Consider the following 25,358-nt stretch of genomic DNA (forward strand, 5'->3'; position numbering starts at 1 on the left):
TTAACCCTGTTATGCTTTAACCAAAAGCGCCACTGCTTCACATGCAATACCTTCACCACGGCCAGTAAAACCAAGTTGTTCCGTGGTGGTAGCTTTTACGTTGATATCATCCATATGACATTGTAGGTCTTCCGCCAAATGCACGCGCATTTGCGGGATATGGGGAGCCATTTTAGGTGCCTGGGCAATAATGGTAATGTCCAGATTACCCAGCCGGTAGCCTTTCGCCAGAATACGGCGATAAGCTTCACGCAGCAAAGCACGGCTATCAGCACCTTTAAATGCCGGATCGGTATCAGGGAATAATTTGCCGATATCACCTAACGCAGCCGCCCCCAATATTGCATCGGTAGCAGCATGTAATGCGACATCACCGTCGGAATGTGCCAATAGGCCCATCTCATATGGGATACGCACACCGCCGATAATAAGTGGGCCAGCTCCGCCAAATTTATGAACATCGAAACCATGACCAATTCGCATTAATTGCACTCCTTATAATGCCTTTATTACTTGAGGTTGCAGCAGCATTAGCCGCTCTTACTCACCAGAATCACAATGACTGGGCCAAGCCTGCTGGAATTTACTGGCTGCAACACCCATTAATTGGGCTATTGACGTTGGGTTAAATAAAACTCGGCCAAGGCCAGATCTTCAGGGCGCGTCACTTTGATATTATCCGAACGACCAGACACTAATATCGGATGATAGCCGCAATGTTCTAATGCAGAAGCTTCATCAGTGACCACCGCCCCTTCGCGCAAGGCGCGGGCCAAGCATGTTTTTAATAACTCAAGCGGGAAAAGTTGAGGTGTCAGGGCATGCCACAGCGCTTGACGACCTACAGTATGGGCAATGGCCGGATGATCGCCAATTTGGACAACGGCCTCACTGCGCTTCATGGTGTCACGTACTGGTGCTGCCAGAATACCCCCGACATGGCTATGGTCGATAATCGACAACAACCTTTCAAGGTCATCGAGATGCAAACAAGGACGAGCCGCATCATGAACCAGCACCCACTCAGTCTGCCCTGCACATTGTAAGCCAGCCATCACCGAATCAGCCCGCTGCTCACCACCGTGAACAAGCGTGATCCGCGGGTCCTGCGCAATAGGTAACGTTGAAAACTGCGTATCCTGAGGATGTATTGCCACAATAATCCGCTGGACACGTGGATGCCGAAGCAAAGAAAAAATAGCATGTTCAATGATTGTCTTGCCAGCCACAGTTAAATACTGTTTAGGGCAATCAGCCTGCATACGGCTGCCAATACCTGCAGCCGGTAATACCGCAATGATATCAGGAAGGGAAACTGCAAAATTACTCATTATTTATTATTGCGCGTTATTTGACGACGAAGGGATACCCGCATTACGTCTGGATTGGTCAGGAACCAGACGATAGAAACTTTCGCCAGGCTTGATCATGCCCAGTTCGTTACGTGCGCGTTCTTCGATAGCCTCTTGACCACCATTTAAATCATCAATTTCAGCAAATAGCTGATCGTTCCGAGCTTTAAGTTTGCCGTTATTGGCCTCTTGCAGCGCCACGTCATCCTTAACCCGAACAAAATCATGAACACCATTCTTGCCCAACCACAGTGAATACTGTAACCAGCCAAGTAAAATCAGCAATAGTAGTGTAAGTTTTCCCATTCCCGCCCCCTGAAAAACTGCCTATACCGTAAATAATTCGAGTTGCAGGAAGGCAGCAACTGAGCGAGTCCTCAGGAGCTTACACAAGTAAGTGACTGGGGTGAACGAAGACAGCCAACACACATGCAACTTGAAGTATGACGGGTATAATCATCCCACAACTTTTCGTCGGACTCCACTCTGTGAAGGAAATAGGTCATAAAGCTCAGATTAAGGATGATTTCCGGCAAAAATACCATGCAAATCTACAAAATGTCATTAGTTGCTGGTTTTGAGTGCACGGTAAGTCCTGCTGTCACTACCTCTTATTGCCCCACTGCAAATCATGCAGAGATAAACACTGCAAAAACTGTTTTTGGCATTAGCTTATACCAACACTCAAGTTAAAAATGCATATTTAATCTCGTCAAAAACAAATAAACCCCATTACAGTTGAGTTTATATGTATAAAAGTTTATTTTTATGCACTCAAACTGCATAAATAAAAAATGTACCTTAACTCGTTGCTACTTTTTACCGGGAGATTCACATGTTTAAACGTTTAATGCTGGTCGGAACTTGTCTGGCCGCCGTATTGTCTGCGGGTAGCGTTGTTGCAGCCGAGCCGACTTATGTTGTCGGTTCCGGTGGTACCTACCGCCCATTTGAGTATGAAAATAGCCAAAAACAACTGGAAGGTTTTGATATAGATATCATCAAAGCTATCGGTAAAGCTGAAGGTTTTCAGGTCAAATTGGTGAATACGCCTTGGGAAGGGATTTTTGCCACATTAGGCTCCGGTGATCGCGATATCATCATTTCGGGTATCACCATTACCGATAAACGTAAACAAATGGTTGATTTTTCAGATCCTTATTTCCCTGCCGAACAAACTATCGTCGTGGCTAAAGGCTCTAAAGTTGATTCCATTGCGGCACTGAAAGATCTGAATGTTGGCGTGGTGAACTCAAGCACCGGCGACATCGTGGTATCCGATGTTCTGGGTAAAAACAGCACTGCGATCAAACGCTTTGATAACACGCCACTGATGCTGCAAGAACTCTACGAAGATGGCATCGCTGCCGCCGTAGGTGATGTAGGTGTCGCCAAGTTCTACCTGAAAACTCACCCGGAAAAAGAATTTGAACTGGTTTCCGATACCAAGTTTGAGCGCCAATATTTCGGTATTGCGGTGGCGAAAGGTAATGAAGAATTGCGCACCAAAATCAACAGTGGTTTGCAGAAAATCATTGCTGACGGCACTTACGCCAAAATCTATGAAAAATGGTTTGATGCACAGGTACCAACACTGCCAGCCGCAACCCAGCCAGCAAAATAACCCTTTCTTATATACGCCACCGCTGCGTGAATGCGCGGTGGCTTGATTGACCGGATCACCCTATGTCAGGATTTCGTTGGGAAATCATTCAGGAATACGCCCCACTATTTATGGACGGTGCCTGGATGACAATTAAGTGCACCATTATCTGTGTGATTTTGGGCACAACCTGGGGGTTAACCCTCGGTCTGGGCCGTCTGGCGCAAGCGCCTCACGGTATCTGGAAGCCAGTATTGTACTATTTCGTTCAATGGCCAGTACGCATCTATATTAGTGCTATTCGCGGCACCCCCTTATTTGTGCAGATAATGGTGGTGCATTTCGCGCTGGTGCCACTGTTTATTAACCCACGGGATGGCATTCTGGTCACCAATGGCATTATGTCTTCTGATTTTGCCAGAATGCTGCGCTCAGATTACGGTGCTTTTTTATCCTGTGTCGTGGCTATCACGCTGAACGCGGGTGCTTATGTTTCTGAGATTTTCCGCGCGGGTATTCAGTCAATTGATCGCGGCCAGATGGAAGCCTCGCGCTCATTGGGAATGAGCTACGGCAAAACGATGCGCAAGGTTATTCTGCCTCAGGCTTTCCGCCGGATGTTACCGCCACTGGGTAACAATGCCATCGCTATCGTAAAAGATTCATCGCTGGCCTCTGCGATTGGCCTGGCTGACTTAGCCTATGCTGCTCGCACCGTTTCTGGTGCCTATGCGACTTATTGGGAACCCTACCTGACTATCTCACTGGTTTATTGGGTTATCACATTCTTACTTTCGCTATTAGTGCGGCATATGGAAAAGAGGTTCGGTAAAAGTGATTCACGTACATAACCTACAAAAACAATTTGGCGAAACCCATGTGTTGCGTGGCATTTCTTGCGACATTCAGCCAAAAGAAGTGGTTTGCATCATTGGCCCATCCGGTTCGGGTAAAAGCACCTTTTTGCGCTGTATTAATGCGTTGGAGACGTTATCCGGGGGAGAAATAACCGTTAATGGTTTTGAGATCCATAAGCCGAAAACCGATCTCAACCGGATGCGCGAAAGTGTCGGCATGGTGTTCCAACGTTTTAATCTCTTCCCTCATATGACGGTGTTGGAAAACCTAACCATGGCACCTATGGATGTTAAAAAGCTGCCACGAGCACAAGCCATAGAACGGGCTGAATTGTTGTTACGCAAGGTGGGATTACTCGATAAGATTGATGCCTATCCCAGCAGTCTTTCTGGCGGTCAACAGCAACGCGTTGCCATTGCCCGAGCCTTGGCAATGGAACCTAAAATCATGTTGTTTGACGAACCGACTTCAGCGCTGGACCCGGAGTTAGTCGGTGAAGTGCTAGCGGTGATGAAAGCATTAGCACTGGAAGGGATGACCATGGTGGTAGTGACTCATGAAATGGGCTTTGCCCGAGATGTGGCCGACCGGGTGCTGTTTATTGATCAAGGGGTGATACAGGAAGAGGGGCAACCGGAAAAAATCTTTACCGCCCCTACTAATCCGCGAACTCAGGCATTTCTCAGTAAGGTGCTTTCAGCGCAAGGGTAAACGGTTACCCATTGAAGATGTTACAAATTGAAGCGGGTTATTATCAGGTGAAACCGAATAGCCCGCCGATTTGCTCACCAACCAGTAAGAAATGAAAACAGCATCCAGAATAAACACAATACTGCAATACCACTCCCACCAATGGTAAATAAGAGATTACCGCGCGATAACACACTCAAGGCAATACCTACCAACACTGAAACCGGCATCAGGGCCAGAAAGAACGGCCAAGTGTACAGCAGGAAGAAGACGGTATTGGGACCATAGACAAAGAAAGGTATCGCAAACGCCAGCCAATAGAAAACAAAGCCTGTAACGCCACCGAGAAAGGAGTATGACGGCTCCTCCCTTTCCCGCTGTTCGTCGATAATAATTTGGGTGATATTCTGCATAGCAATCCTGTGGGCACAGTTTACCAGCACGCTCTAAGGGCGTTTTGCCGATAGCCATTAGTATAGATACCCAGCGTAATTAGCGTTACAGGTAGGCAGCAAGCTAATACATCCCGATGCGCTTACACAGTCAAGTGATTCGGGTGAATGCGTGCAGCTAACGGCCCTGTAGCTTCAAGTACAAAGGGTATCATTTAGGATTTGATAATAGCTCGACCACGCAGTACGTCTAACAATTGTTCAATCAAATTTGTTACTAATTGTTCACCCGGCAAATGAATATCAGCGTGTTCGGGTGATTCATAAATAGAGTCGATGCCAGTAAAATTTTTCAGCTCGCCAGCACGGGCTTTTTTGTACAAACCTTTAGGGTCACGGGCCTCACAAATAGCCAACGGTGTATCGACAAATACCTCAATAAACTGGCCTGATGCCAACATATCGCGCACCATTTCCCGCTCAACCCGATGAGGTGAGATAAACGCCGTCAGCACCACCAACCCGGCATCTACCATCAGTTTGGCCACCTCCCCGACGCGACGAATATTCTCGCGCCGGTCAGTATCAGAAAAACCCAAATCACGGCATAAACCATGGCGCACATTGTCGCCATCCAGTAAGTAAGTGCTAACACCGCGAGCAAACAGTGCCTGTTCCAGCGCACCGGCAAGGGTAGATTTCCCTGAGCCAGATAAACCGGTAAACCACAGCACCACCCCTTGGTGCCCATGCTGTTGCTCCCGATCCTCTCGGGTCACCGCATGGGGATGCCAGATGATATTCTCATCAGCTGGCAGAGCGCCCGATTCATTAACATCATGCGTTTTCAACGGATCGGCGTACAAGTTATTTACCCCCTAACAGATCACGCGCGCCCCAGTGTGGGAAATGGCGGCGAACCAAAGCATTCAGTTCTAGCTCAAACGTACTGAATTCAGTATTTTCCTGATAAACCGACGCCAGCGTTTCGCGGATTAACCCCGCACCAACAGTGACATTAGTCAGCCGATCAATAAAGATCATGCCACCGGTATCCCGGTTGCGTTGATAGCTGTCGAGCACCAGCGGTTCATCAAATGCCAGTTCAACCAAACCAATACCATTAAGCGGCAGGCTGTCAACTACCCGCTGGGTCAATGAGTTGATTTCCACCTGATATTGAATATTTTCCACCCGCGCACGGGTCTTTTTCCCCGCTACTTTGATGTCATAACTTTGTCCAGCCACTAACGGCTGTTCCGCCATCCACACCACATCCACCAGCGCATTTTGCGCCGCTGTTAAGGTTTCACTGGCATCAACCAATAAATCGCCACGGCTGATATCCACTTCATCAGTCAGCACCAAGGTTATGGCTTCGCCAGGGATGGCTTGCTCCAAGTCACCATCAAAAGTAACAATGCGCGCCACACTTGATTCCACACCGGACGGCAGCACTTTTACTCTCTGCCCAACGCGCACCACACCGGCAGACAAGGTGCCAGAATAACCACGAAAATCCAGGTTTGGCCGGTTAACATACTGCACCGGGAAGCGCAGCGGCTGCTGCCGGCTGGCATTGACCACATCAACACTTTCCAGCACTTCCAGTAGTGTCGGGCCGGAATACCAATTCATTTTCTCGCTCGGTGATGCCACATTATCGCCATCCAGCGCAGATAGAGGGACAAACTTGATGTCGAGATCCGTGGGTAATTGCTCGGCAAAACTCAGGTAATCTTCTTTAAATTGTTCGAAGACGCTTTCCTGATATTCCACCAAATCCATCTTATTCACCGCCACTACCAAATGGCGGATCCCCAGCAATGTAGCGATAAAGCTGTGACGGCGAGTTTGATCCAACACCCCTTTGCGGGCATCGATCAACAAAATCGCCAGATCGCAGGTAGAAGCCCCGGTCGCCATATTGCGGGTGTATTGCTCATGCCCAGGCGTATCTGCGATGATAAATTTGCGTTTCTCGGTTGAGAAATAGCGATAAGCCACATCAATGGTGATGCCCTGCTCACGCTCGGCCTGCAAGCCATCAACCAATAACGCCAAATCCAATTTTTCACCCTGAGTGCCAATACGTTTACTGTCAGTGTGCAGCGTTGATAACTGATCTTCATAGATTTGGCGGGTATCATGCAGTAAACGCCCAATCAGGGTGCTCTTACCGTCATCAACACTGCCGCAGGTCAGAAAACGCAACATCGTTTTATGCTGTTGGGCATGCAGGTAAGCTTCTACTCCCCCCTCGTTGGCAATCTGCTGGGCGATAGAGGTGTTTTGTAAAATCATCGATTTGTTCTCTGAAACTGGCAGCTCATCAACAACGGGCTGATCTTGTAATTTCGTGCTCATTGGGCGCTCCTCAGAAATATCCCTGACGCTTTTTAAGCTCCATCGAGCCGGATTGGTCACGGTCGATCATTCGACCCTGGCGTTCACTGGTAGTAGAGATAAGCATCTCTTCGATGATGGCAGGTAAAGTTTCAGCCTCGGACTCTACCGCGCCAGTCAATGGCCAACAGCCCAAGGTGCGAAAACGCACCATCTTCTGAGTAATGACTTCACCCGGTTGTAAATCAATTCGGTCGTCATCCACCATCAGTAACATGCCATCACGCTCAACCACCGGACGAGGCTTTGCCAGATACAGTGGAACAATGTCGATTTTTTCCAAGAAGATATATTGCCAAATATCCAGCTCAGTCCAGTTGGACAGCGGGAACACGCGGATACTTTCGCCTTTGTTAATTTGGCCGTTGTAGTTGTGCCACAGTTCCGGGCGCTGATTTTTTGGATCCCAGCGATGGAAGCGGTCACGGAACGAATAAATACGCTCTTTGGCGCGGGATTTCTCTTCGTCACGCCGGGCGCCACCAAATGCAGCATCAAAACCGTATTTGTTCAGCGCTTGCTTCAAGCCTTCGGTTTTCATGATATCAGTGTGTTTGGCGCTGCCGTGAACAAACGGGTTAATGCCCATCGCTACCCCTTCCGGGTTGCGGTGGACCAGTAGCTCGCAGCCAAATGCTTTAGCGGTACGGTCGCGAAATTCATACATCTCGCGAAATTTCCAACCGGTATCCACATGCAATAACGGGAATGGCAAATTACCGGGGAAGAATGCCTTGCGCGCCAAATGCAGCATCACAGAGGAATCCTTACCGATAGAATAGAGCATCACCGGATTACCGAATTCAGCGGCCACTTCACGGATGATATGGATACTCTCCGCCTCCAATTGCCGCAAATGAGTGAGTCGTTTTTCGTCCATAACAGATCCTTTATGCCAAATTCACGACTGACGGGCTGATAGCCTGTTCAGTCTGTGGTTGTTGCCCAAACCAGGCGATTTGGTGATGTAAATCCACCACTTCACCGATAACCAGCAGTGCTGGGGTCGGCGCCTGATGTGCTAATGATTCCAGTTGGGCCAGTGTGCCCGTCAGAACTTGTTGGTCAGCACGGGTTCCCCGTCCAATTACCGCTACAGGGGTGGTGCTTGCCCGACCATGGGCTATGAGCTGACGGCTAATCTCGGCGGCTTTCACTGTTCCCATATAAATCGCCAAAGTTTGGCGGCCTCGAGCCAGTGCCTGCCAATCCAAATCATCGCCATCGGCGCGGCAATGCCCGGTAATAAAGGTCACGCTCTGAGCATAGTCACGATGCGTCAGGGGGATACCCGCATAGGCTGTCGCCCCACTTGCCGCCGTCACTCCCGGCACCACCTGAAACGCGATGCCCGCACGCGCCACCATTTGCAGCTCTTCACCACCACGGCCAAAGATAAACGGATCACCGCCTTTCAGCCGCACTACCCGTTTCCCCTGCTGCGCCAGCGAGACAAGTAATTGATTGGTTTCTTCCTGTGCTACCGAGTGTGCTCCTGCCCGTTTGCCGACACAGATACGTTCAGCGTCACGCCGTACCAGATCCAACACTTCCGGGCTGACTAAATGGTCATATAACACCACATCAGCCTGCTGAATCACTTGCAGACCACGTAATGTCAGCAAACCTGCACAACCAGGCCCCGCCCCCACCAAAGCAACCTCACCCTGAGTGCTGCGCTGCCCCTCCAGCTCTCGTTGTAATTCCTCTTCGGCTTGGGCTAACTGACCACGGCTAATCAGACTCGCAAAGCGGCCACTAAACGCATTTTCCCAAAAGCGACGGCGCTCTCCCATCGAGGCGATATGCTGTTTAACCCGACCACGCCAGCGCCCGGCAACGGCGGCCATATCACTCAGGCTGGCCGGTAGCAGGGCCTCTAACTTCTCACGTAGTAAACGCGCCAGCACCGGAGCTTGACCGGCAGAGGAGATAGCCACCACCAGAGGGGAGCGATCGACAATCGACGGGAAGATAAACGAGCAGCGGGGTTGGTCATCAACCACGTTAGCCAAAAGATGTCGCTGATCCGCAGCAGTAAAAACAGCGGCATTCAGCACGGTATCGTTCGTGGCGGCAATCACCAAAAAAACATCATCCAACTGTTCCGGCAAGAAAACCTTTGCCAGCCAGTTAATGCGGCCATCCTGATGCTGTTGTTCCAGTTCAGATGAAAGAGTCTGTGCCACTACCCTCACCTGTGCACCCGCGCGGTGGAGTAATTCAATTTTTCGCGCAGCGACTTCGCCGCCGCCAACAACCAATACTGGGCGCTGTTTCAAGTCGGCAAATAGAGGTAGATAGTCCACAACGTCCTTCAATTACATGATAAAGCGTAGGGTGACTATAGGGGGGGGGCATGGCCTTATGAAATGACGAAAAGTAATTACAAGTTCCATAATGATATATAGGCGTAACAGCATGGCTTGCAGCTAAGTTAGCCAATTCGCACTCAGGGCGATTTTCTTACTTACTGACATAAAATTTCTACACTTTAGGAAGTATACAAATTGTCTATTGGTGTAGACAGTTTCATACTAAGCACCGGAAAGAGCTGTATTGTCCATGCTGCGAGGCATGGCCCAGACTATAACAAGGATATTTCGGTATGTTTTCCCGCCGTCGCCTAAAGTGGGCACTATTCAACCTGTGTTTCAGTACCGTCTTACCGTTGCATGCCGCTACGACTCAGGCCGTTGGTCGAATCGCTGAACAACAAATCCGCCATATCAGCACCTACTTTCCCGGCCGTATGGCGGGTAGCCCGGCAGAATTACTGGCTGCTGAGTATATCAACCACCGTTTTCAGCAAATGGGTTATCAAAGCAACCTGCGGGGTTTTAATACCCGTTATCTGTATACCAGTAAAAACGGTAAACCAAGCTGGCACACACTGACTGCCACCTCGGTGATTGCCGCTCGCAACATGACAACTCTCGATAAAAAGCAGGTGACTGGCAAAGCGGATGACCAGAAACAGATAATTATCATGGCGCACTTTGATACCTACACACCGCAAAGTGATAAAGATTTAGATAAGAATCTGGGTGGGCTGACGCTACAAGGGGTCGATGACAATGCGGCAGGGGTCGGCGTTATGCTGGAACTGGCTGAACATCTGAAAGACACACCATTGCGCTATGATTTGCGTTTTGTGGCACTCAGCGCCGAGGAGATAGGTGCACAAGGTGCCGAGAACTATCTGCAACGAATGAGTAAAACGGAGAAAGCCAACACACTGCTAGTGATCAACTTAGATAGTCTGATAACCGGTGACCGGCTCTATTTTAATGCCAGTAACCAGCCCACAGCCATTGCTGCAAGGGATCAAGCACTTGCGTTGGCACGTCGGTATGGCATTACTGCCGCCACAGTTAAAAACCAGATTAGCTCCCCCTGTAGGGCGGATAAAAATATCTTCTATAGCGCCGGATTACCGGTGTTGTCTGTCGAAGCAAGCAACTACAGCCTGGGTAACAAAGAGGGTTGTCAGCAACGGGCCATCAGTAGCCACTTTCCTCAAGGTATAACCCGTCATCAAAGCCAGCTAGATAACTTAAATTATCTGGATAAGTACTTACCGGGTCGTATTAGTAAACGTTCACACGATAGTGTGAAAATATTGTTGCCCCTGATACAAGCGCTCGCTGCCGATAAAAAATAATATGGGCTTTGCGTAACTTCGCGCAAAACACCGATAAAAACCAATAAATTCAACGTCAGGGTGATCATTATGATCGCCCTTTTTCGTGCTTTTCACGTATAACTCTTGGTGGGTATGGCACCCATAATTAATTGACTCAATCTCGCTGGTAGGTATGATACCCACCAGCGACTCACCAGGAGGTCACATGGAGAGTGGCGAATTAATAAAGCGATTGCAGGATACGGGCTGGCAAATCAGGGGTTGTAAAAAAACCAATGGCGGTAGCCATGTCACGATGTGCAAACCGGGTGTACGCAAGATCATTACGCTGCCCCATCCGCGCAAGGATACATCCAAAGGTGTTCTGCGGCAGGCTCAGCAGATTGCCGGAATTAAATTGATTTAAACAAAGCCGCATACCCTAAATCATTCAAGTTGCTGGAAGGTGTGAAATCACCCACTGGGAACCGCCTCCACACATACGGTTTGAATGATGGCGGGTATAAACGCTTAGGGAGTTAACCATGATCTACCCTATTTTTATTTTCAGTACCACTGAAGGATTCGATGGATATTTTCCCGATCTTGACGGTTGTTTCTTTGCTGGCAATACCTTTGCCGATATCAGTAAAAATGCCGAAGAAGCCTTTGCTGTTCATATTGAAGCACTGATGGATGAAGGTTTTCCATTACCCACGCCCCCGAAAGATCCACAACGTTACATTGGGGATCCCCGGTTAAAAGAAGAAGGGGGGATTTTGGGGTTTGTTGAGATTGATCCGGCCAAATATGAAAGTAAGGCGGTCAAATTCAATCTGACCATGTCGCAAAATCTGCTGACCGCCATTGATAAGTTTATCGCCACACACCGGGGTTATAAGAACCGTAGCCAATTTCTGGCTGAATTGGCACGTGAGAGAATCATCAGCTAATAGATAATGAAAATGAGGGCGCAGGCAGCGCCCTCAGACCACAGACAAATTCAAATAAAGGGAGAACGTGCAGTTGGGTGTAGCCGTTACGCATCAATCGCCGGAGCGCCCATCGGGGGCGGTCTACTTTTCACTCACTGAGCTGTAACACTCACAGGGCTATCAATAGCGTTGATATTAGCCTCAGCCTTCATGCAGGCCGCATTCGCGTTTCAAACCAAAGAAGCGAGTTTCCTCTTCGCTCATTCCCGGTTCCCATTTACGGGTGGTGTGAGTATCCCCGACCGATAAATAACCCTGTTCCCAAAGAGGGTGATAGCTCAGGCCATTTTGAGTCAGATATTGGTAAATCTGCCGATTGTCCCAATCGATAATCGGTAGCAACTTGAAGACACCGCGCTGAATGGCTAACACCGGTAGCTGCGCCCGGCTGCCTGATTGTTCACGGCGAAGACCAGCAAACCACGTTTGAGCCCCCAGCGTTTCCAACGCCCGATTCATGGGTTCCACTTTGTTCAGGTCATTGTAACGTTCAATACCCTCGACTCCTTGCTCCCACAATTTACCGTAACGGGCTTCCTGCCAAGCCGAGCTATGAGGGGCACGAAATACCTGTAAGTTAAGTTGAAGCTTCTCAGTCAAGTCATCAATAAACTGATAAGTTTCTGGGAATAGGTAACCGGTATCAGTAATAATTACTGGAATATCAGAACGTTGCCGCGTAACAAGATGCAAACAAACGGCGGCCTGAATACCAAAGCTGGAAGAAAGTACAAACTCGCCCGGTAGATTTTCCAATGCCCAGCTCACCCGTTCTTGCGCGGTTAAATGCTCAAGTTGACCGTTAACCAGTGCCAGTGCCGCCGCTTGTTCTGCTTTCGGCAGGGCATTAAGTTCACTCAAGTTAAATTGGCTCACACCGCCTCCTGTACGTCATAAAAATCACGGGCTGAATCAATCACTGGAGCAATCACACCAACGCGAATCACAAAGTCACCGAAACCTTCATCAGCATGGCGCTCTTTTGCCCAGCGCCCAACCAACTGATCGGTAATTGACAGAATTTCATCTTCGGTGATGTTTTCACGATACATCCGCGGTATCCGAGTGCCTTCCCGGTTGCCACCCAGATGCAGGTTATAACGACCAACGGCTTTACCCACCAGCCCTACTTCTGCCAGTAAAGCACGGCCACAGCCGTTCGGGCAGCCAGTAACTCGCATCACAATATGTTCATTGGGCAAACCGTGTTGCTGCAAAATACCTTCAATACGGGTAACAAACTCTGGCAGGAAGCGTTCAGCTTCTGCCATAGCCAATGGGCAGGTTGGGAATGAAACACACGCCATGGAGTTCTCACGCTGCGGGCTGACACTGTCATCTATCAAGCCATGCTCACGGGCCAGCGCCTCAATACGGGCTTTATCTTTTTCCGGCACCCCTGCCACAATCAGGTTCTGATTCGCAGTTAAGCGGAAATCACCCTGATGGATTTTAGCAATTTCTGCCACACCGGCTTTCAGGCTACGGCCAGGATAATCTAGCAAACGGCCATTTTCGATAAACAGGGTTAAATGCCATTTTTTATCGATCCCTTTGACCCAGCCAATACGATCGCCACGACCAGTAAATTGATAAGGTTTAATAGCCCCGAAACTGACGCCTGCGCGCTTTTCAACTTCCGCTTTGAACGTTTCTACCCCTACTCGCTCCAACGTATATTTGGTTTTAGCATTTTTGCGATCAGTACGATTGCCCCAATCCCGCTGCGTGGTAACAACCGCTTCAGCGATAGCCAGCGTGTGTTGCAGCGGAATGTAACCAAATTCACTCGCTTTACGGGGATAGGTATTCTTATCACCATGAGCAATGGATAACCCACCGCCTACTAACACGTTAAAACCAATCAGTTTGCCTTTATCAGCGACAGCCACAAAGTTGAGATCGTTGGCGTGTAGATCCACATCATTTTGCGGCGGAATAACAACTGTGGTTTTAAATTTACGCGGTAAATAGGTCGCGCCGAGAATCGGCTCCTCATCGGTGGTCGCCACTTTTTCCGCATCCAACCAAATTTCGGCATAAGCGCGAGTACGCGGCAGCAAATGCTCAGAAATCTTTTTCGCCCATTCGTAGGCTTCCTGATGTAGCACCGATTCCACCGGGTTCGACGTACACAGTACATTACGGTTTACATCGTTTGCCGTCGCCAACGCATCCAGCCCCAATTGATTAAGCAACTGATGGGCCGGTTTAACATTACCTTTCAGAATGCCATGGAACTGGAATGTCTGGCGATTGGTGATACGGATACTGCCGTATAAGGTGTTATCCGCCGCAAACTTATCAATTCCCAACCATTGCTGTGGGGTAATAATCCCCCCCGGCAAGCGGCAACGTAGCATCATGGCATGACGTGGTTCCAGCTTCTGCTCGGCGCGTTCGGCGCGGATATCACGGTCATCCTGCTGGTACATACCGTGAAAGCGGATTAACAGGAAGTTGTCGCCATTGAAACCACCCGTTAGACCGTCATTCAAGTCTTTGGCAATGGTCCCACGCAGGAAATTGCTTTCCGACTTCATACGTTCGCCATCAGACAGTTTTCCAGTAACGACTAATGGTCCTGGGTGTTTTTCATTCATCAGTACACATCCCGCTGATAACGGCGCGCCAGGCGCAGCTCACTTAAATATTCATCAGCCTGCTCGGTATCCATTGCACCGTGCAGAGCCACCACGTCCAGTAAAACCTGCTCAACGTCTTTGGCCATGCGGTTAGCATCGCCACAGACGTAAATGTGGGCACCTTGTTGTATCCAGTTCCACAGTTCTGCGCCCTGTGCACGCAGTTTGTCTTGTACGTATATTTTATGGGCCTGATCGCGCGACCAAGCCAGATCAATGCGGGTCAGCAAGCCGTCTTTAACATAGCGCTGCCATTCAACCTGATAGAGGAAATCCTCGGTGAAATGAGGGTTGCCAAAGAACAACCAATTCTTGCCACTCGCACCATCGGCCTCACGCTGTTGCATAAAGGCGCGGAAAGGTGCAATACCGGTACCGGGGCCAATCATGATAACTGGCGTTTCCGGGTTAGCAGGCAGGCGGAAGTTATCGTTATGTTCGATAAAGACACGAATATCACCCTCCACTTCCAGCCGATCAGCCAAATACCCTGACGCCCCTCCAGTACGTGGTCGCCCATCAATGTCATAGCGCACCACACCCACAGTGATATGTACTTCGTTTTCAGTCTCAGCCTGTGAGGAAGCAATGGAGTACAAACGCGGCGTCAGTGGCCGTAACAGCGCAATCAACTGATCAGCATTGAGATCAGACGGGGCCTGTCTAACCATATCAACGATCGGGGTATTTTTGGCATATTGTTGCAGCGCCGGTTTATCTGCCAGCAGCGCAATCAGCTTCTCATCACGGGAAAGTGCCGCATACTTATCAACGATCAGCGTCGTATTTTGTGTCAGTTCAAAATGGCTGCGCAATGCCTGTGCCAGTGGCAGATTCTGCCCGTCGACACTGACCTGTTCGTCGCCTTTAAGCCACAACAGAGCGAGTAGCTCGTCTACCAGGGCCGGGTCATTATCAAACCAGACCCCCAGTGCATCACCGGGTTGGTAACGCAGACCTGAATCGGCTAAATCTATTTCAATGTGGCGGACATCTTTTTCGGAGTTACGGCCTGTCACTTTCTGCTGTACCGATAATTGCGCGGTCAGTGGTGCCGTTTTGCTGTATGGGCTGGACGTTATTTCATCCACGACACCACTTTGCGTTACCGCCGCCGCAGTTGCCGATTGTGCCGGCACCCGAGCCTGTAACACTGCAACGATCTGCTGACGCCACTGCTGTGCCGATTCCTGATATTCCACATCCGCATCGACACGATCCAATAAGCGCTGAGCACCAAGTTCCGCCAATTTGCTGTCGAAATCTTTACCTGCTTGGCAAAAGTGCTCGTAAGAGGTGTCCCCTAATCCAAACACAGCAAAGGCGGTTTCCGGCAACTTAGGCGCTTTTTTAGAGAATAAGTATTTGTGCAATGCAACCGCTTCTTCCGCGGGTTCACCTTCGCCCTGAGTGGAGGCAACGACAATTAATAGGCGTTCTTGTGCAATTTGCTTAAACTTATAATCACCCGCATTGACCAAATTGACATTAAGTTTAGCCGCCAGAAGGTCATCACGTAGCTGTTCCGCCAAGCGGCGTGCATTACCTGTCTGAGAGGCAGAAATAAGGGTAATCGTCAGCGCTGGCGGAGCCACTGCCGCTGGGGTTGCAGCCACACCTGGCTGTTGATTAACCATGCCCCAGAAATAACCGGACAACCATGCCATTTGGGTTGGGGAAAACTCACCAACCGCCGCCTGTAAGCGGGCTAACTGCTCCGGCGATAGCGGAAGTAAAGAAGTAGGAGGAACCTGAGTCGTCATTGCAGTACGCATTCCCTTAAGCTTTAGCCAGTGTCAGTCGATCTATTTTCAGCACATATTTCTTAATGTTTGTAAGGTTAACCATCCCGATAATAACAATTAAAGAAGCGATAGAAATAATAAATAACCAAAACGACTAAGCGGTTTTTCAGGTAATGGATATGAGTTAAAGTGTTCAACTTATTAAGAAAATTTTCACTAACCCATATCAAGCTATTAATTTACTACGTCTACATATAAATCAGTAAGCTACGGGTAAAAGACTGGATTGGCAGGGGCCAAGAAGCGCTCCCCGTTGTGCGCTTTCATAGCCAGCAGAGGTGCTTTCCGGTACTATGCGGCGGTTTTTTGAGTCAATAAGGTCAGGACTATGAGCACCACCCTATTTAAAGATTTTCAATTTGAAGCCGCTCACCGACTGCCCCATGTTGCGGAAGGTCATAAGTGTGGCCGTTTGCACGGTCATTCATTTATGGTCCGTATCGAGGTTACCGGTGAAGTCGATGATCACTCCGGCTGGGTGATGGATTTTGCTGATCTGAAAGCAGCATTTAAACCTATTTGGGAACGACTGGATCACTACTATCTGAATGATATTCCTGGTTTGGAAAACCCGACCAGTGAAGTGCTGGCCAGTTGGATTTGGCAACAGCTTAAACCGCAGCTACCAGAACTGAGCGCAGTAATGGTGAAAGAGACCTGTTCTGCGGGCTGCGTTTATCGCGGCGAATAAATCGATCCCCAAAGTCATTGATGTTGCAGCAAGGCAGCATGCGCTGGCCCGCAGGGTGAGCCTGTTATAAGGCTCATAATCCCAATGAGCTTACATGAGTAAGTGATTTGGGTGACAAATCTGTCGGGAGCAGATTTGAACGCTGCTTGCAGCGGCCTCACAGAGGCGAGGCCCATGGACGGGCCGAGTAATGAGCGCCGCAACACGGCTGCGGCGGCAAGGACGAAGGGGATTAAGCGATATTTAAATACTTATGCGTCTGCATCGACAACCGCCAATTCTTGGCAATACAAATTTCGATACAGAGCTTAGTGGCGTCGTCTTTCTGGCTGATGGGTTGTAGCGCAATAATCCGCTTTTTGTCGTCATCCAGCGTGGCAAGCAGTGCCTCTAATGCCTCGATATCACGCATGCGGCCAACCGGATGTTTGATTTCATCGGCGCGTTGCAATGCCTGAGGCAATACTTTCAGGCCACTGCGCATATTCACTTTTGGCGAAACCGTCACCCAGGTCGTCGCTGAACACCGCACATCATGCGTGCCGCTGGTTTCAATCTGGCAGCTATAACCGGCCTGCTCCAACAATGAGGTTAAGGGGAACAAGTCGTAAATAGCGGGTTCTCCACCAGTGATGACAACGTGGCGTGCGGTATATCCCTGCTGAGAGAAAATATCTAATAGCTGCTGTGCGCTGGCCTCCCCCCAGGCATCACTTTCTGCGGTTTTAACCATAATGCGCTGCATATCGACTTCCCGATCGGCTTCCTTTTCCCAAGTGTGTTTGGTATCGCACCAGCTACAACCTACCGGGCAGCCCTGCAAACGCACAAAGATCGCCGGTACACCGGTGAAGTAACCCTCGCCTTGCAAGGTTTGGAACATCTCATTAATCGGGTACAGCATCAGTTTCTCTATATTCATTCAAGCCAATCGGCGATTATCGCAGATTCTCTGACTGTGACCAAACTGGCAACGCTTATGCTGCCAGTTTGTCTGTATCAGAGTATTACTCAATCACGCCACAAGCCATGCGCGCACCACCACCGCCTAACGGCATTGGATGATCGGCATAGTTGTCGCCACCGGCATGGATCATCAGGGCATGCTGCTTCAGTTCAGAGAGTGATTTCAGCCGTGGAGCCAATACCTGATAAGTCGCGCTGCCATCAGCATTCACAACCAGTCCCGGCAAATCCCCCAGATGCCCTTTGTCATTATAAGGGCCAAGGTGTACGGCAGTTTTTTGTGGATCAAAATGGCCGCCAGCAGCAAGGGCTGGCACGGGTTTGCCGTCTTTCTGCCCTGGTGCACAACTTGGGTTTTCATGCAGATGGAATCCATGAATCCCCGCCACCAGCCCGGTCAAATTGGGCGTGAACAATAAACCATAAGGTGTTTCAGTCACTGTCACCGTGCCCAGAGCTTTACCATTACCTTCAGGGAGTGCTTCGTTCATGGTCACAGTAACGCCTGCAGCCAGCACACTGCTGGTAAAAAGCATCGCTGGCAACATTAAGTATTTCAGTTTCATCCGTTATCTTCCTTTATGCATTATTGTCGAATCATTCGGGTACACATTAATGATAACGGGTGATGAATTATCTGCACGGCAGCGGTGTAAGAGATGTGAAGCCGATGTGTGGGGTGGGTGAGATTCAGATTAATCCCGCAGAGGTAAGTAAGTGGTAATAACAGGCTAATTTGTAACAATGACAGCTCACGGCCAGCATATTACCGAAGCTTGCCCCGCCATATCCCATAAAAAAACCCGCCTATTAAGGCGGGCTTTATCAACAAACTGTTTTACTGAAGGTAACGCGCAGTAATTACTGGCCTTTCACTTCTTTCAGACCGTTGAATGGTGCGCGGTCACCCAGCGCTTCCTCAATCCGAATAAGCTGGTTGTATTTAGCAACACGGTCAGAACGGCTCATTGAACCAGTTTTGATTTGGCCTGCTGCGGTACCTACTGCCAGGTCGGCAATGGTAGCATCTTCGGTTTCGCCTGAACGGTGAGAGATAACCGCGGTGTAACCTGCATCTTTCGCCATCTTGATAGCAGCCAGAGTTTCGGTCAGAGAACCGATCTGGTTGAATTTGATCAAGATAGAGTTAGCAACACCTTTCTCGATACCTTCTTTCAGGATCTTGGTGTTGGTTACAAACAGGTCGTCACCAACCAGCTGAATTTTGTCGCCCAGAACTTCGGTCTGGTATTTGAAGCCAGCCCAGTCAGATTCGTCCAAGCCATCTTCGATGGAGACGATTGGGTACTGTTTGGTCAGGTCTTCCAGGAAGTGAGTGAACTCTTCAGAAGTGAACGCTTTATTGCCTTCACCAGCCAGAACATATTTGCCATCTTTGTAGAACTCAGATGCCGCACAGTCCATAGCCAGAGTAACGTCTTTGCCCAACACGTAGCCTGCTTGTTTTACCGCTTCAGCGATAACAGCCAGTGCTTCGGCGTTAGAACCCAGATTTGGTGCATAACCGCCTTCGTCGCCTACCGCAGTGCTCATGCCTTTAGACTTCAGAACTTTAGCCAAAGTATGGAACACTTCTGAACCGATGCGAACCGCTTCTTTCAGAGTTTTCGCGCCTACTGGCTGAATCATAAACTCTTGAATATCAACGTTGTTATCAGCATGTTCGCCGCCGTTGATGATGTTCATCATAGGCAGTGGCATAGAGAATTTGCCTGGGGTGCCGTTCAGTTCAGCAATGTGCTCGTACAAAGGCATGCCTTTAGACGCTGCTGCTGCTTTCGCTGCTGCCAGAGAAACAGCCAGGATGGCGTTAGCACCAAACTGGGATTTGTTCTCAGTACCATCCAGATCGATCATGATTTTATCGATGTTAGCCTGGTCTTTAGCATCTTTACCCATAACTGCCTGAGCAATTGGGCCATTTACTGCTGCAACGGCTTTCAGAACGCCTTTGCCCAGGAAACGGGATTTGTCACCGTCACGCAGTTCCAGTGCTTCACGGGAACCGGTAGAAGCACCTGATGGTGCCGCAGCCAAACCAACAAAACCGCCTTCCAGATGAACTTCAGCTTCTACAGTTGGGTTACCACGGGAGTCGATGATTTCGCGACCGATGACTTTAACGATTTTGGACATTAGATTTTCCTCAGTACAAGTTAAACTAAAACTCCAGACAGAGGGGGCGACATCACTGCCGCCCCTTCTACCAAATATTTTATTTCACCTGGCGCTTCTGATAATCACCAGCCGCTTTAACAAAGCCGGCGAACAACGGGTGACCATCACGTGGCGTCGAAGTAAATTCTGGATGGAACTGACAAGCTACAAACCACGGGTGGTTTGGTAACTCAATAATTTCCACCAGTTTGTTATCCGCAGAACGCCCTGCTACACGTAACCCGGCGGATTCAATCTGCTTCAACAACATGTTGTTTACTTCATAGCGATGACGATGGCGCTCAACGATGGTAGGTTCGCCATACATCTGACGTACCAGGCTACCTTCGGTCAGGTGACATTGTTGCCCACCCACCCGCATGGTACCGCCCAAATCGCTCTCTTCCGTGCGTACTTCAACGTTGCCGTCTTCATCACGCCATTCGGTGATTAATGCAACCACCGGATACTTACAGTCTGGCACAAATTCGGTGGAGTTTGCGTTTTCCATCCCCGCTACGTTGCGGGCAAACTCCATCAGTGCAACTTGCATACCCAGGCAAATACCCAGATAAGGAATATTGTGTTCACGGGCATAACGCGCTGCCAGAACCTTGCCTTCCACACCACGGTAACCAAAGCCACCGGGGATTAGAATAGCATCCAGTCCTTTCAGCATCTCTTCGCCGCGTGTCTCAACATCTTGCGAATCAATCAGCTTGATGTTCACAGTCAGGCGATTTTTCAGCCCACCGTGTTTGAGTGCTTCAATCACAGATTTATAAGCATCCGGCAATTCTACGTATTTACCGATCATCCCGATGGTCACTTCGCCACCTGGATTCGACTCTTCGTATAATACCTGTTCCCATTCAGCAAGATTTGCTTCAGGACAAGTTAAGCTGAATCGTTTACAAATATAATCGTCAAGGCCCTGTGATTTCAATAGCCCTGGGATTTTATAAATGGAATCAACATCTTTTAGGGAGATAACCGCTTTTTCTGGCACATTACAGAACAAGGCAATTTTGGCCCGTTCATTAGCAGGAACTGCGCGATCAGAACGGCATATCAGCACATCTGGCTGAATACCTATGGAAAGTAGCTCTTTTACCGAATGTTGCGTTGGCTTAGTTTTCACTTCACCGGCAGCTGCCAGGTAAGGAACCAACGTCAGATGCATATAAAGCGTGTGCTCGCGGCCAACATCAACTGCCATCTGGCGAATAGCTTCCAGGAATGGCAAGGATTCGATATCGCCCACGGTGCCACCAATTTCAACCAAAACCACATCGTGGCCTTCGCCGCCTTCGATGATGCGCTCTTTGATAGCATTGGTAATATGAGGGATAACCTGGATAGTCGCACCCAGATAGTCGCCACGGCGTTCTTTACGCAGAACTTCAGAATAGATACGGCCAGTGGTGAAGTTGTTACGACGGGTCATTTTGGTGCGAATGAAACGCTCGTAATGCCCTAAATCCAGATCGGTTTCAGCACCATCTTCGGTGACGAAAACTTCCCCGTGTTGAGTCGGGCTCATGGTGCCCGGATCCACGTTGATGTACGGGTCCAGTTTCATGATGGTAACGTTGAGGCCACGGGCTTCAAGTATAGCCGCCAGAGAGGCTGCGGCAATGCCTTTACCCAGAGAGGATACGACCCCGCCGGTCACAAAAATATAATTAGTTGTCATGCTGAACCTGAGAGTTTAGGTTTAAAGACGATGGAAGAACCAAGACGGGAAAGTAGTATACTCGAACCTTGGTTTCGCTACAAACTATCTCCGCGCCAGTGGCCATTTTCGCTACCAAAACCGCACGGAACATCGTCTTGCTATCCATTATAATTCAATATATTAACGTAATTAAAATCCAACAACCATCCGCCAAATGAATTAAAACACCTTAAATTTCAGTTTCTTGCTTTTTAACTTGCTGCCAGGCGGCTTCCATTTCTTCCAGCGTCGCGCTCTCCATGCTCTTCCCTGATGCCATAACTATTTGTTCTACCTGACGAAAACGACGTTCAAACTTGCGGTTAGCTGCCTGTAAGGCATTTTCAGCTTTATGGCCTAAATGACGAGATAAGTTAACCGTAGCAAACAGCAAATCGCCAATTTCTTCCCCCAGTTTTTCTTCATCCACCACCGCTTGGCGAGCTTCGAACATCACTTCATCGATCTCTTCATAGACTTTGTCCAAAACCGGACCAAGTGTGTCCCAATCAAAACCAACCACTGCGCAGCGCTTTTGGATTTTATGGGCTTTCATCAATGCTGGTAGTGCATCGGGAATATCATCCAGTGCCGAATACAGGGCTTTCTCCGCTCTTTCCTCGGCTTTACGCGATTCCCAACCCGCCAGCGCCGCTTCACTGCCAATCGCTACGTCAGTGGCGTTTAGCGCAGCATTAGGGAATACATGCGGGTGACGACGCTCCAGTTTGTCGCTGATGGCATGACAAACATCATCAAACGCAAACAACCCCTGTTCCTGCCCCATTTGGGCATAAAACACCACCTGAAACAGCAAATCGCCCAGTTCATCACGTAAATCATCAAAATCCTTGCGCTGAATCGCGTCAAGCACCTCATAGGTTTCTTCTAATGTATAGGGAGCGATGGTGTCAAACGTCTGTTTACGATCCCACGGACAGCCGTGCTCCGGGTCACGCAAGGTACGCATAATATCCAACAAACGTTGCAGAGCTAAGGCGGTGATATCAGGGGTAGTTACTGGCTGGGTCATCTCAATTTATTCACTTTTTTGCTGTTTAAAATTCGAGGCGTAGCGAGCGCAGGCAGATTGATTGCGGCCAGCGCACAGCCCCCGGAGCGTACACGCAGTACGTGAGGAGGGCGAGCACTGCCCAATATCAATATGCCAAAGCGCAGTAGCCGTCCAGATCAAAAACTTAATTGCCGTGGAGCCGACGGGCATCTATCACATCCGGCAACTGATTCAGCTTGGCTAACACCCTGCCCAGCACCTGCAAGTTGTAAATCTCGATATCCATATCGATGGTAGCGAGCATCTTTTTAGTATCGCTGCGGCTGGCAACCCCTAATACATTGACCTTTTCGTTCGCCAGTATGGTGGTGATATCACGTAACAAGCCACTGCGATCATTGGCGGTCACCCGCACTACTAATGAATAGCCACTGGAGTAGCTTTCACCCCAAACCGCATCAACAATCCGCTCTGGTGCATGAGACTGCAATTCAGCCAGTTGTTCACAATCAGCACGATGAATGGATATCCCCCGCCCCTGGGTAATAAAACCAATAATCTCATCACCGGGAATCGGTTGGCAGCAACGGGCAATATGGTGCATCAGATTGCCAACACCTTCGACCACAATGCGCCCGCTGTCTTTGCTGGCGTTGCGTGGTGGTGGCTGATGCTTATTATTCAGATGGCGCAATGCCTCTAAATCAGCCTCTTCCGCTGTTGGTTTGTTCAGCTTGCCTTGCAGGAAGTTGACCATCTGATTCAGACGAATATCACCACCGCCAATGGCCGCCAACACTTCATCCATCGAATTCATGTTATAGCGCGGAACTAGCAGCTTCTCAGCCTCTTTTAGGCTGATATCCATATGTTCCAATTCGTTGTCCAGCATCTGCCGGCCAGCAAGAATATTCTTGTCTCTATCTTGTTTTCTAAACCAGTTATGGATCTTGGATCGCCCACGACTAGTAGTGACATAACCGAGGTTAGGATTCAGCCAGTCACGGCTTGGGTTGGGTTGCTTCTGGGTGATAATTTCAATCTGATCACCCATCTGTAACTGATAGGTAAACGGCACAATTCGGCCACTGATTTTAGCACCTATGCAGCGGTGCCCCACATCACTGTGAATATGATAAGCAAAGTCGAGTGGGGTAGAACCGGCAGGTAAATCAATAACATCGCCTTTCGGGGTAAACACATAGACCCGATCGTCAAATACCTGACTGCGCACTTCATCCAGCATCTCGCCAGAATCTGCCATCTCTTCCTGCCAGGCAATCAGCTTACGTAACCAGGCAATGCGCCCTTCATAGCCAGAACGCCCCGCCGCCACAGCACCTTCTTTGTACTTCCAGTGGGCGGCAACCCCCAATTCAGCATCTTCATGCATCTGGCGGGTACGAATCTGAATCTCCAGCGTTTTCCCACGTGGCCCGAGGACTACAGTATGAATTGACTGATAGCCATTGGGTTTAGGGTTAGCGACGTAATCATCAAACTCATCAGGCAAATGACGGAAATGAGTATGCACAATCCCCAATGCGGCATAGCAGTCCTGCAAACGCTCGACGACCACTCGCACAGCGCGCACATCGAATAACTCATCGAAGGCCAACGACTTTTTCTGCATCTTGCGCCAAATACTGTAGATATGCTTTGGTCGGCCATAAATATCAGCTTTGATACCTTCATCCGCCATTGCTTTGTGCAATGAAGCGACAAAATCATCAATGAATTGTTCACGATCAATACGACGCTCATGAAGCAATTTAGCAATTTGTTTATATTCATCGGGATGCAGATAGCGGAAGCAGAAGTCTTCCAACTCCCACTTAATCTGACCAATACCCAAGCGGTTAGCCAGCGGGGCATAAATATTGGAACACTCTTTGGCCGCCAGCACGCGTTCGTCTTCCGGTGCATCTTTCACTTCACGCAAATGAGCAATACGCTCAGCCAGTTTGATGACCACGCAGCGAAAATCTTCCACCATCGCCAGCAGCATACGGCGCACGTTATCCACTTGCTCAGAGCTCATGGAGTCGTTGTGAGTCGCTTTTAATTGGCGGATAGCGTCCATGTCACGCACGCCATGCACCAGATAGGTGATACCCTTGCCAAATTGCTCAGTCAGGGTGGTTTCATCCACCACATTGGCATCCACCAGCGGGAACAGTAGCGCCGCGCGCATACTGTCGTTATCCATGCTCAGAGTGGAAAGAATCTCAACCATTTCAAGACCGCGCCACAACAATAACGAGGCATCAGGATGGTTTTGCGTCTGTTGCTCACAGTAACGCCAGGTTTCGGCCAATCGCTCACCTGACTGCGGATTAGGAAGCCCCAAGCTGGCGATCCAGTCGTCGAGAGCAAACTCACCCGCCGGATTCAAATGTGCACTTCGTACCGCAACCATA

At 49.3% G+C, this 25,358-nt stretch carries 24 protein-coding genes; 7 read left to right on the forward strand and 17 right to left on the reverse strand.

Annotated features, from left to right (window positions below; genetic code table 11):
• Positions 1–9: 9 nt before the first annotated feature.
• From ispF to ftsB, 3 genes are all read right to left on the reverse strand, one after another.
• Positions 10–483: a 2-C-methyl-D-erythritol 2,4-cyclodiphosphate synthase gene (gene ispF / locus V2A84_RS14935; protein ID WP_083160395.1), complete on the reverse strand. Its 474-nt coding sequence runs from the start codon at positions 481–483 to the stop codon at positions 10–12.
• A 128-nt stretch (positions 484–611) separates the two neighbouring features.
• On the reverse strand, positions 612–1,331 hold the full coding sequence (gene ispD / locus V2A84_RS14940) for a 2-C-methyl-D-erythritol 4-phosphate cytidylyltransferase (RefSeq protein WP_102970468.1): 720 nt from the start codon (positions 1,329–1,331) through the stop codon (positions 612–614).
• Between the two features lie 6 nt (positions 1,332–1,337).
• On the reverse strand, positions 1,338–1,658 hold the full coding sequence (ftsB, locus tag V2A84_RS14945; RefSeq protein WP_083160397.1) for a cell division protein FtsB: 321 nt from the start codon (positions 1,656–1,658) through the stop codon (positions 1,338–1,340).
• A gap of 529 nt (positions 1,659–2,187) precedes the next feature.
• Here ftsB and V2A84_RS14950 point away from each other — a divergent pair.
• From V2A84_RS14950 to V2A84_RS14960, 3 genes are all read left to right on the forward strand, one after another.
• Positions 2,188–2,976: a basic amino acid ABC transporter substrate-binding protein gene (locus V2A84_RS14950; protein WP_083160399.1), complete on the forward strand. Its 789-nt coding sequence runs from the start codon at positions 2,188–2,190 to the stop codon at positions 2,974–2,976.
• Between the two features lie 62 nt (positions 2,977–3,038).
• Complete coding sequence (locus V2A84_RS14955) at positions 3,039–3,806, forward strand: amino acid ABC transporter permease (RefSeq protein WP_005181636.1); 768 nt, start codon at positions 3,039–3,041, stop codon at positions 3,804–3,806.
• A complete protein-coding gene (locus V2A84_RS14960) occupies positions 3,790–4,524 on the forward strand; it encodes an amino acid ABC transporter ATP-binding protein (protein ID WP_083160401.1) in 735 nt (244 codons plus the stop codon). Before V2A84_RS14955 ends, V2A84_RS14960 begins: the two co-directional genes overlap by 17 nt.
• Positions 4,525–4,598: 74 nt before the next feature.
• Here the strand turns inward: V2A84_RS14960 and V2A84_RS14965 are convergent, their stop codons facing one another.
• The 5 genes from V2A84_RS14965 to cysG form a co-directional block, all read right to left on the reverse strand.
• A complete protein-coding gene (locus V2A84_RS14965) occupies positions 4,599–4,916 on the reverse strand; it encodes a DUF3561 family protein (RefSeq protein ID WP_083160403.1) in 318 nt (105 codons plus the stop codon).
• Between the two features lie 194 nt (positions 4,917–5,110).
• The gene (cysC, locus tag V2A84_RS14970) at positions 5,111–5,761 is read right to left on the reverse strand and encodes an adenylyl-sulfate kinase (protein WP_193784721.1); all 651 of its coding nucleotides are present in this window, start codon (positions 5,759–5,761) and stop codon (positions 5,111–5,113) included.
• A 1-nt stretch (position 5,762) separates the two neighbouring features.
• Complete coding sequence (gene cysN / locus V2A84_RS14975; protein WP_193784722.1) at positions 5,763–7,262, reverse strand: sulfate adenylyltransferase subunit CysN; 1,500 nt, start codon at positions 7,260–7,262, stop codon at positions 5,763–5,765.
• A 10-nt stretch (positions 7,263–7,272) separates the two neighbouring features.
• Positions 7,273–8,181, reverse strand: a complete 909-nt coding sequence (gene cysD / locus V2A84_RS14980; RefSeq protein ID WP_004706274.1) for a sulfate adenylyltransferase subunit CysD — start codon at positions 8,179–8,181, stop codon at positions 7,273–7,275.
• 10 nt (positions 8,182–8,191) lie between these two features.
• A complete protein-coding gene (gene cysG / locus V2A84_RS14985) occupies positions 8,192–9,610 on the reverse strand; it encodes a siroheme synthase CysG (protein ID WP_372568704.1) in 1,419 nt (472 codons plus the stop codon).
• A 299-nt stretch (positions 9,611–9,909) separates the two neighbouring features.
• Here cysG and V2A84_RS14990 point away from each other — a divergent pair, with 299 nt between their 5' ends.
• From V2A84_RS14990 to V2A84_RS15000, 3 genes are all read left to right on the forward strand, one after another.
• Positions 9,910–10,965: an aminopeptidase gene (locus V2A84_RS14990; RefSeq protein WP_083160407.1), complete on the forward strand. Its 1,056-nt coding sequence runs from the start codon at positions 9,910–9,912 to the stop codon at positions 10,963–10,965.
• 187 nt (positions 10,966–11,152) lie between these two features.
• Positions 11,153–11,353, forward strand: a complete 201-nt coding sequence (locus V2A84_RS14995) for a type II toxin-antitoxin system HicA family toxin (RefSeq protein ID WP_005181624.1) — start codon at positions 11,153–11,155, stop codon at positions 11,351–11,353.
• A 118-nt stretch (positions 11,354–11,471) separates the two neighbouring features.
• A complete protein-coding gene (locus V2A84_RS15000; RefSeq protein ID WP_005181621.1) occupies positions 11,472–11,879 on the forward strand; it encodes a type II toxin-antitoxin system HicB family antitoxin in 408 nt (135 codons plus the stop codon).
• Positions 11,880–12,062: 183 nt separating this feature from the next.
• Here the strand turns inward: V2A84_RS15000 and V2A84_RS15005 are convergent, their stop codons facing one another.
• The 3 genes from V2A84_RS15005 to cysJ are packed head-to-tail and all read right to left on the reverse strand — an operon-like array spanning position 12,063 to position 16,329.
• Positions 12,063–12,797, reverse strand: coding sequence for a phosphoadenylyl-sulfate reductase (locus V2A84_RS15005; protein ID WP_083160409.1), 735 nt, complete (start codon positions 12,795–12,797; stop codon positions 12,063–12,065).
• Complete coding sequence (gene cysI, locus V2A84_RS15010; RefSeq protein WP_442848939.1) at positions 12,794–14,524, reverse strand: assimilatory sulfite reductase (NADPH) hemoprotein subunit; 1,731 nt, start codon at positions 14,522–14,524, stop codon at positions 12,794–12,796. Before cysI ends, V2A84_RS15005 begins: the two co-directional genes overlap by 4 nt.
• Entirely contained in the window at positions 14,524–16,329 is a 1,806-nt protein-coding gene (cysJ, locus tag V2A84_RS15015) for an NADPH-dependent assimilatory sulfite reductase flavoprotein subunit (protein ID WP_083160411.1), read from the reverse strand. The genes cysI and cysJ overlap by 1 nt, the downstream gene beginning before the upstream one ends.
• Before the next feature lie 370 nt (positions 16,330–16,699).
• Between cysJ and queD the strand changes: the two genes are divergently transcribed.
• Entirely contained in the window at positions 16,700–17,062 is a 363-nt protein-coding gene (gene queD, locus V2A84_RS15020) for a 6-carboxytetrahydropterin synthase QueD (protein ID WP_083160413.1), read from the forward strand.
• 232 nt (positions 17,063–17,294) lie between these two features.
• On the opposite strand, the gene queE is transcribed toward queD, so the two are convergent.
• The 6 genes from queE to relA form a co-directional block, all read right to left on the reverse strand.
• Entirely contained in the window at positions 17,295–17,966 is a 672-nt protein-coding gene (gene queE / locus V2A84_RS15025) for a 7-carboxy-7-deazaguanine synthase QueE (RefSeq protein WP_083160417.1), read from the reverse strand.
• Positions 17,967–18,069: 103 nt separating this feature from the next.
• A complete protein-coding gene (gene sodC, locus V2A84_RS15030; RefSeq protein ID WP_083160419.1) occupies positions 18,070–18,594 on the reverse strand; it encodes a superoxide dismutase family protein in 525 nt (174 codons plus the stop codon).
• Between the two features lie 295 nt (positions 18,595–18,889).
• Entirely contained in the window at positions 18,890–20,185 is a 1,296-nt protein-coding gene (eno, locus tag V2A84_RS15035) for a phosphopyruvate hydratase (protein ID WP_050086475.1), read from the reverse strand.
• A 79-nt stretch (positions 20,186–20,264) separates the two neighbouring features.
• A complete protein-coding gene (gene pyrG, locus V2A84_RS15040) occupies positions 20,265–21,902 on the reverse strand; it encodes a glutamine hydrolyzing CTP synthase (RefSeq protein ID WP_083160421.1) in 1,638 nt (545 codons plus the stop codon).
• 211 nt (positions 21,903–22,113) lie between these two features.
• Entirely contained in the window at positions 22,114–22,956 is an 843-nt protein-coding gene (gene mazG / locus V2A84_RS15045; RefSeq protein WP_083160423.1) for a nucleoside triphosphate pyrophosphohydrolase, read from the reverse strand.
• Positions 22,957–23,122: 166 nt separating this feature from the next.
• Complete coding sequence (gene relA, locus V2A84_RS15050; protein WP_083160425.1) at positions 23,123–25,357, reverse strand: GTP diphosphokinase; 2,235 nt, start codon at positions 25,355–25,357, stop codon at positions 23,123–23,125.
• Position 25,358 lies beyond the last annotated feature (1 nt).

Origin of the sequence: Yersinia sp. 2553 StPb PI (assembly GCF_052217105.1) — a bacterium.
GTDB lineage: Bacteria > Pseudomonadota > Gammaproteobacteria > Enterobacterales > Enterobacteriaceae > Yersinia > Yersinia enterocolitica_E.